8 protein-coding genes are annotated in these 8,120 nt (G+C 58.7%); 1 reads left to right on the forward strand and 7 read right to left on the reverse strand.

The genetic code is table 11. The annotated features are described in order from the left end of the window. Window positions 1-873 (reverse strand): NAD synthetase, encoded by an 873-nt coding sequence (locus tag ACIPOO_RS07505; protein WP_400605558.1) that lies wholly within the window; start codon window positions 871-873, stop codon window positions 1-3. Window positions 874-1,059: 186 nt separating this feature from the next. Here ACIPOO_RS07505 and ACIPOO_RS07510 point away from each other — a divergent pair, with 186 nt between their 5' ends. Continuing rightward, entirely contained in the window at window positions 1,060-1,548 is a 489-nt protein-coding gene (locus tag ACIPOO_RS07510) for an Hcp family type VI secretion system effector (RefSeq protein WP_400605561.1), read from the forward strand. Window positions 1,549-1,596: 48 nt separating this feature from the next. Here the strand turns inward: ACIPOO_RS07510 and ACIPOO_RS07515 are convergent, their stop codons facing one another. The 6 genes from ACIPOO_RS07515 to rpsF form a co-directional block, all read right to left on the reverse strand. Beyond that, the gene (locus ACIPOO_RS07515; RefSeq protein ID WP_274136094.1) at window positions 1,597-3,900 is read right to left on the reverse strand and encodes a YgiQ family radical SAM protein; all 2,304 of its coding nucleotides are present in this window, start codon (window positions 3,898-3,900) and stop codon (window positions 1,597-1,599) included. Window positions 3,901-4,205: 305 nt separating this feature from the next. Then, window positions 4,206-5,603: a replicative DNA helicase gene (dnaB, locus tag ACIPOO_RS07520; RefSeq protein ID WP_274136093.1), complete on the reverse strand. Its 1,398-nt coding sequence runs from the start codon at window positions 5,601-5,603 to the stop codon at window positions 4,206-4,208. Window positions 5,604-5,753: 150 nt separating this feature from the next. Next, a complete protein-coding gene (gene rplI / locus ACIPOO_RS07525) occupies window positions 5,754-6,200 on the reverse strand; it encodes a 50S ribosomal protein L9 (protein ID WP_274136092.1) in 447 nt (148 codons plus the stop codon). A gap of 20 nt (window positions 6,201-6,220) precedes the next feature. Further along, the gene (locus ACIPOO_RS07530) at window positions 6,221-7,117 is read right to left on the reverse strand and encodes a hypothetical protein (RefSeq protein ID WP_400605565.1); all 897 of its coding nucleotides are present in this window, start codon (window positions 7,115-7,117) and stop codon (window positions 6,221-6,223) included. 42 nt (window positions 7,118-7,159) lie between these two features. Further along, a complete protein-coding gene (gene rpsR, locus ACIPOO_RS07535; RefSeq protein ID WP_037015707.1) occupies window positions 7,160-7,390 on the reverse strand; it encodes a 30S ribosomal protein S18 in 231 nt (76 codons plus the stop codon). A gap of 28 nt (window positions 7,391-7,418) precedes the next feature. Beyond that, window positions 7,419-7,841: a 30S ribosomal protein S6 gene (gene rpsF / locus ACIPOO_RS07540; RefSeq protein ID WP_400605568.1), complete on the reverse strand. Its 423-nt coding sequence runs from the start codon at window positions 7,839-7,841 to the stop codon at window positions 7,419-7,421. Window positions 7,842-8,120 lie beyond the last annotated feature (279 nt).

Genomic DNA, 8,120 nt, shown 5'->3' on the forward strand with positions numbered 1-8,120 from the left:
TCAAAACTCCCCATGAACCGCAACAGCTATCGGCTTCAGATGCCCAGCGACCAAGCTGCCGCCCATGGATGCTCCCGAGGCCACCAGATCCCTCAGCTGGGTGTACGTTTGTTGTTTTATTTGCGCGTTTGAATAGCGTTTGGGAAGTCCAAAGACATCCCTCCTATACTTGTGCACTTCACTCGTCAGTGCCAGCCGCTCCTGTCGAGACAATCCACGTAGTATTTCCCGGTAGCTTTTTCGAGTGGCGGTTTTCGTCGCCATGACATATCGGGTTGTAGAGTAAAAAGATAGAGCAGCTCCAACGAGTGTTATCCCATCCAGTATTTCACTCATGGTTTGATACCATGCCTCGGAATCTATCTTGTCCAGTCCCTCAGGATCAAGAAGCTCACCCGCGACTCTCGATACATTTATAATGCATTGAAGAGACCCTGCTGCTGCCGCTACTACACCGACCGCCGACACGACCAGGCTGACGCCTCCAGTGAAAGGAGCCGCCATTATTCCTCCGTATACGACTTTCCAACTGAGGTAAGCTCCGCCGCAGGCCAGCCCGGCACCAATCACTTCCATCACTAACCGGGATTCACGAACGTTCAATTCCAGCTCCCTGTAGAACTCGAATGCATTCATGTGCCTCGGCGCTTCACGCAAGATCACCCGCTTCACAGCCACGCTGCAAATCGGTTGAAACTCCCTCAGCGTGACAACATTGAAATCGCTGTCGATGAAGACAACACCTGCCCCGACAATTGCCGGGTCAGCGTCGATGACGCGAAACAGTTTGTTGAGGTCCATGGCGCTTTCGATGCGATCTCTCGCCTGGCGTCGCGCGACTGAAAAACCATCCCGGAGTGACAAGCCGCTCATCCAGTCTTCCCTTTGTCATGGCTCAGAGCGAATGAGAATAGGCACCGACACACTGTAGAGATGTAGGAAGTTTTTCTTTGTTTTGTATGAACGGTCTTGTTCTGCTCCCAGCGTATTGATCTGGAAAGCCCAGTGCGAAAAGGTGCGCATCGACAATTCGTCGACGACTGTTTTCAGGGAGTGTTCATGGCTATCGATATGTTTTTGAAATTGGGCGACATCAAGGGCGAGTCAAGAGACAGCGTGCACAAGGAGGAGATCGACATCCACTCGTTCCAGTGGGGTATGGCGCAGTCCGGTTCCATGCATCAGGGCGGTGGAGGTGGTGCGGGCAAGGTCAGCATCAACAACCTGAGCCTGACCAAGTCACTGGACAAGTCTTCGCCCAACCTGATGATGGCCTGCTCCAGCGGCAAGCACTATCCGGAAGCCACGCTCACTGTGCGCAAGGCTGGCGGTAGCAGTCCGGTGGAGTACATGATTATCACGCTCAAGGAAGTCATGGTCGCGTCGTGCAACACCAACGCCGGCAGCAGCGATGAAATCATCAACGAAGACATCTCCCTGAACTTCGGCAAGGTCGAGGTCAGCTACCAACCGCAGAAAGCCGATGGCAGCAAGGACGGTGGCGCAGTCAAATACGGCTGGAACATCCGCGAAAACGTGAAGATCTGAGATGCAAAAACGCCAGCTCGAAGGCTGGCGTTTTTGTGGGGACACCGCTTAGCGCGGGAAGACTGGCTGCCGGGATGGCTTCTTGCCGCCCTTACCGCCCTTGGCGGCGTCGGCGCGGTCCTTGGCGGCCTGTTTGTTGCGGGCTGCGGCGGCGGCCTTGGCTTCTTCGCGCTTGTCCCACGGCTTGCTGCCGTCACTGCCACGCTGCGGCAGACCGGTGTGCTGGGTGAGGATCTTGGTGGTCTTGGCGACCTTGTGGCTGCCAGCCGGCGTCGAGTTCTTGCGACGGGCGCTCTGGTAGCTGTCGGTGTCCGGCTGGTGCAGCGGGATCAACTGGTGCTTGCCCGGGCCAATGAGGTCCGAACGGCCCATGCGTTCCAGTGCTTCACGCAGCATCGGCCAGCCTTTGGGGTCGTGGTAGCGCAGGAAGGCCTTGTGCAGGCGGCGCTGCTCCTCGCTCTTGACGATGGTGACCGAGTCGCTCTTGTAGGTGACCTTGCGCAGCGGGTTCTTGCCCGAGTGGTACATGGCGGTGGCACTGGCCATCGGCGAAGGGTAGAACGCCTGCACCTGATCAGCGCGGAAACCGTTGCCCTTGAGCCACAGCGCAAGGTTCATCATGTCTTCGTCGGTGGTGCCTGGATGCGCCGCGATGAAGTACGGGATCAGGTACTGTTCCTTGCCCGCCTCTTTCGAATACTTCTCGAACATGCGCTTGAACTTGTCATAGCTGCCAATGCCCGGCTTCATCATCTGGTTGAGCGGGCCTTCCTCGGTGTGCTCCGGGGCGATCTTCAGGTAGCCGCCGACGTGGTGGGTCACCAGCTCCTTGACGTACTCAGGCGACTCGACAGCCAGGTCATAGCGCAGGCCGGACGCGATCAGAATCTTCTTCACACCCGGCAAATCGCGGGCGCTGCGGTACAGCTGAATCAGCGCCGAGTGGTCGGTGTTCAGGTTCGGGCAGATGCCAGGGAACACGCAGGACGGCTTGCGGCACGCGGATTCGATTTCCGGGCTCTTGCAAGCGATGCGATACATGTTCGCGGTCGGACCGCCGAGGTCGGAAATGACGCCGGTGAAGCCTGGAACCTTGTCACGAATTTCTTCGATTTCACGAATGATCGAGTCGTGGGAGCGGTTCTGGATGATGCGGCCTTCGTGCTCGGTGATCGAACAGAAGGTGCAGCCACCAAAGCAGCCACGCATGATGTTCACCGAGAAGCGAATCATGTCGTAGGCCGGGATCTTTTCCTTGCCGTACGCAGGGTGCGGGATACGTGCGTAAGGCATGCCGAACACGTAGTCCATTTCTTCGGTGGTCATCGGAATCGGTGGCGGGTTGAACCAGACATCCACTTCGCCATGCTTCTGGACCAGCGCACGGGCGTTACCCGGGTTGGTTTCCAGGTGCAGTACGCGGTTGGCGTGGGCGTAGAGGACCGGGTCGTTGCGCACTTTTTCCATGGACGGCAGGCGGATCACCGTCTTGTCACGGGTCATGCGCGGGCTCGCCAGGATCTGCACGACCTTGGCTTCGTTCGGGTCTTCAACCTCGCCCTTTTCCTGCTCGATGGCGCAGGCCTGGGTGTCCTGGGTGTTGACGTACGGGTTGATGATCTTGTCGACCTTGCCCGGCCGGTCGATGCGCGTGGAATCGACTTCGTACCAGCCCTCAGGCGTGTCGCGACGAATGAACGCGGTGCCGCGCACGTCGGTGATGTTCTCGATCTTCTCGCCGTAGGACAGACGGTTGGCGACTTCGACAATCGCGCGCTCGGCGTTGCCGTACAGCAGGATGTCGGCGCTGGCGTCGATCAGGATCGAATTGCGGACCTTGTCCTGCCAGTAGTCGTAGTGAGCGATGCGGCGTAGCGAAGCCTCGATGCCGCCAAGGATGATCGGCACATGCTTGTAGGCTTCCTTGCAGCGCTGGCTGTAGACCAGGCTCGCACGGTCCGGACGCTTGCCGGCCATGCCGCCTGGCGTGTAGGCGTCATCGGAGCGGATTTTCTTGTCCGCGGTGTAGCGGTTGATCATCGAGTCCATGTTGCCGGCCGCGACGCCGAAGAACAGGTTCGGCTCGCCCAGCTTCATGAAGTCGTCTTTGTTGCGCCAGTCCGGCTGGGCAATGATCCCGACGCGGAAGCCCTGGGACTCCAGCAGCCGGCCGATGATCGCCATGCCGAACGACGGATGGTCAACGTAGGCATCACCGGTGACGATGATGATGTCGCAGGAATCCCAGCCAAGCTGATCCATTTCTTCCCGGCTCATCGGCAGGAAAGGCGCAGGCCCGAAACATTCGGCCCAGTACTTTGGATAGTCAAATAACGGCTTGGCTGCTTGCATGTCGATGACCAGTGTTCGTAATCAGGGAGGCGATCTTCTCGTGAAAAATCGCGGGCGCGGAGGATAGCACATTTTTTGATCAAATCCGACGGTGTGGGTCGGATTTGTGGTTGGGTTGGGATTGCCTGAGGTTGGCTGGGGATTGTTACATTGATGCCCTTCGGGCGCATCGCGGGCAAGCGCGCTCCTACATTTTTTGCAACGTGCCATGGCCTGACAGAGCGCGGCACGTTTCAGCAAATGTAGGAGCGCGCTTGCCCGCGACAAGGCCCAAAGGGCATCAATGTAGCGGCCTCAAGCCAACATCACTCATCATCATCAAAATTGTAACTACCCGGCGCCAGGTTCTCGAAGCGGGTGTATTTACCGATAAACGCCAGCCGTACGAAGCCGATCGGGCCGTTACGCTGTTTACCGATGATGATTTCGGCCACGCCCTTGTGCTCGGTTTCCGGGTGGTAGACCTCGTCCCGATACACGAACATGATCACGTCGGCGTCCTGCTCGATCGCTCCGGATTCGCGCAAGTCGGAGTTCACCGGGCGTTTGTTCGGGCGCTGTTCCAGGGAGCGGTTGAGCTGCGAGAGCGCGACGACCGGGCAATTGAATTCCTTGGCCAGGGCTTTCAGGGACCGGGAAATCTCGGAAATCTCGTTGGTGCGGTTGTCACCGCTGGACCCTGGAATCTGCATCAGCTGCAGGTAGTCGATCATGATCAGGCCGATGTCGCCATGCTCGCGCACCAGACGTCGGGTGCGGGCGCGCATTTCCGACGGGCTGATACCCGCCGTATCGTCGATGAACAGCTTTCGGTCGTTGAGCAGGTTGACCGCCGAGGTCAGGCGCGGCCAGTCGTCATCGTCCAGTTGGCCGGAACGGACCTTGGTCTGGTCAATGCGCCCCAGCGAAGACAGCATACGCATGATGAGCGACTCACCTGGCATCTCCAGCGAGAACACCAGCACCGCCTTTTCACTGCGCAGCACCGCATTTTCCACCAGATTCATGGCGAAGGTGGTCTTGCCCATCGACGGACGGCCGGCCACGATGATCAGGTCGGCAGGCTGCAGGCCGCTGGTCTTCTCGTCCAGGTCGGTGTAACCGGTGGACAGACCGGTGATCCCCTCGCCCAGGTTGAACAGGGTGTCGATACGGTCGATGGCCTTGGTCAACAGATCGTTGACCCCCACCGGGCCGCCGGTCTTGGGCCGCGCCTCGGCGATCTGGAAGATCTGCCGCTCGGCCTCGTCGAGAATCTCTTCGGCGGTACGACCTTGCGGGTCGAACGCGCTGTCGGCGATTTCGTTACTGATGCCGATGAGCTGGCGCAGGGTCGCACGCTGGCGAACGATCTGGGCGTAGGCCTTGATGTTGGCGACCGACGGAATGTTCTTGGCCAGCTCCGACAGGTAGCCCAGGCCACCCACTTGGGAGGTCTGCCCTTCCTTGTCCAGTTGCTCGGCCAGGGTGACGACGTCGATGGGCAGGTTCTGGTCGGCCAGCTTGGCGATGGCGCGGAAAATCAGGCGGTGGTCATGACGATAGAAATCGCCGTCCGACACTTGATCCAGCACGCGTTCCCAGGCGTTGTTGTCCAGCATCAGACCACCGAGCACGGCCTGTTCGGCCTCGATGGAATGCGGCGGCACCTTCAGGGCAGCGGTTTGCAGATCGTATTGCTCGGGAGCGGAGATATCGTTCATGGCCACACGGAATCAGGGATTTGAATCAGGATACGTCAGAAATGACAAAGGGCACGACCCGAAAAACAGGAACGCGCCCCTTGCTGACCAGTCGGCGAACGAGTCGCCAGTCGGTCGGACTCCCGCACCAGGGTGCGGGAATCAAACTGCTTAAGCAGCCACCACAACTACGCGAACGGTAGCTTCAACATCGCTGTGCAGGTGCACGGCAACGTCGTATTCGCCAACGTTACGGATGGTGCCGTTCGGCAGACGAACTTCAGCTTTGGCCACTTCAACGCCAGAGGCGGTCAGTGCGTCAGCGATGTCGTGGGTACCGATCGAACCGAACAGCTTGCCTTCGTCACCGGCGGTGGCAGTGATGGTCACTTCCAGCTCAGCCAGTTGAGCAGCACGACTTTCAGCCGAAGCTTTCTTGTCGGCAGCAGCTTTTTCCAGGTCAGCACGACGCTCTTCGAAAGCGGCCAGGTTGGCAGCGGTCGCAGCGGTAGCTTTGCCGAAAGGCAGCAGGTAGTTACGGCCGTAACCAGCCTTAACGTTTACTTTGTCGCCCAGGTTGCCCAGGTTGGCGATTTTTTCCAGCAGGATGAGTTCCATTTGGTAATAACCTCTTAACTTTAACCTTCACCGTTCGCAGAACCGTTATCGGCATCTTTCGACGCCAGACGGCCGCGAAAATCAATCAGGCTGTCGACAATGGCAAACACCACCAGCAACGGATAAATCAGCTGCATGAACAGCAACAACGTGACGTACAACCCCACCAGCCAGAACCGTCCCAGGTGCTTTTCAGCCACCAGGCCGTGAATCAGGGCCAGCCCTGCGAACACCAGCGGCACGCTGCACAACGGTGTCAGCATCGCCAGTTGCGGGCCGAAATTCGGCGCAACCAACATGCACACCAGCAGCACCAGCATCGGTGCCCGCGGGAGTTTCAGGCTGCGAAATTCGCGTCCGAAACCGCCCGGGTTATACAACAGCGCCTGCCAGTACCGCCCAAGAATCAGGCATGCCACGCTGACGATCTGCAACACCGCGGCTATCAGGCCGTTAAGGACCGGTGTAATCAGTGCTCCCAGACGCGCTCGCTCTTCTACCGACATCTGTTGGTAGACATCACCGAAGACATGGGGCAGCAGCTTTTGCATCGCCACTGCCAGCGCTTCGATGGGCTCGCGGAAAACCGCCCCCAGAACCACTGCGTACAACAACCCAAGCCCTACGCTGACCAGCAGCACACGAACCCAGGACTCGCTGGCGCGCAATGAAGCCGCCAACCCCCATGACCCCAACAACACCATCAAGATGCGGGGATCACCGAAATACCACCAGACCAAGGCCGGCAGCAGAGCCCAGACGAGCACGCCAGAGGCGTCGCTCAATCCGCGTCGCAGGAGCACAAGGCACCCTGCGGCAGCACTCAACCAGAGCAACAGCGGCAACGCCGCACATCCAGCCACTACCAGAGTGGCCTGCACGCGACCGCGCATGATGTAGTCAGCCATGGCGCGCATGCGATTTATCCCTTACTGCGTTTTTGTCGACTGAACCTGGTCTCAGCGGCCGTGGCTGTCGGTGTAGGCCAGCAGGGCCAGGAAGCGGGCGCGCTTGATAGCGGTAGCCAGCTGACGCTGATAACGAGCTTTGGTACCGGTAATGCGGCTAGGAACGATCTTGCCGGTTTCGGATACGTAGGCTTTCAGGGTGTTCAGATCTTTGTAATCGATCTCTTTAACGTTTTCTGCGGTGAAGCGGCAGAACTTACGACGACGGAAGAAACGTGCCATGTAATAGGCTCCTCAAAAGGTCCGTGGATTACTCGTCAGCGTTATCGCTGTTGTCGCTGTCATCACTGTCAACGCCTTCAGCGTCGGAGTGCTCAGGACGGTCGCGACGCTCACGGCGCTCACTGCGGTTCTCTTCAGCCTTGAGCATTTCGGACTGGCCGGTAACGGCTTCGTCGCGACGGATGACAAGGTTACGGATCACGGCATCGTTGTAACGGAAGTTGTCTTCCAGCTCGGCCAGGGCCTTGCCAGTGCACTCAACGTTCAGCATCACGAAGTGAGCCTTGTGAACATTGTTGATTGCGTAGGCCAGTTGACGACGGCCCCAATCTTCCAGACGGTGGATCTTGCCGCCGTCTTCTTCGATCAGCTTGGTGTAACGCTCAACCATGCCGCCGACTTGCTCGCTCTGGTCCGGGTGAACCAGAAAGATGATTTCGTAATGACGCATGAATGCTCCTTACGGGTTGTAGCCTGCCGCCAAAGCGGTCAGACAAGGAGTGAATAACACTGGTTTATCTTGCACAGAGACAGGCACATGAGCGCCTGCCATGACAGCAAGGGGCGCAATTGTAGAGAAGGGCCTGAATCGGCGCAAGGAAATTGGTGAATATTTGAGCAGAACAGACAGCCTGTAGGAGCGGGGGGGGGGGGGGGGGGGGGGGGGGGGGGGGCGGAGGGGGGGGGGGGGGGGAAAAAAACAAACACGAAACCCACCCCCACGCCACGG

Origin of the sequence: Pseudomonas sp. NPDC090201, from assembly GCF_044746825.1 — a bacterium.
GTDB classification, from domain to species: domain Bacteria; phylum Pseudomonadota; class Gammaproteobacteria; order Pseudomonadales; family Pseudomonadaceae; genus Aquipseudomonas; species Aquipseudomonas putida_AD.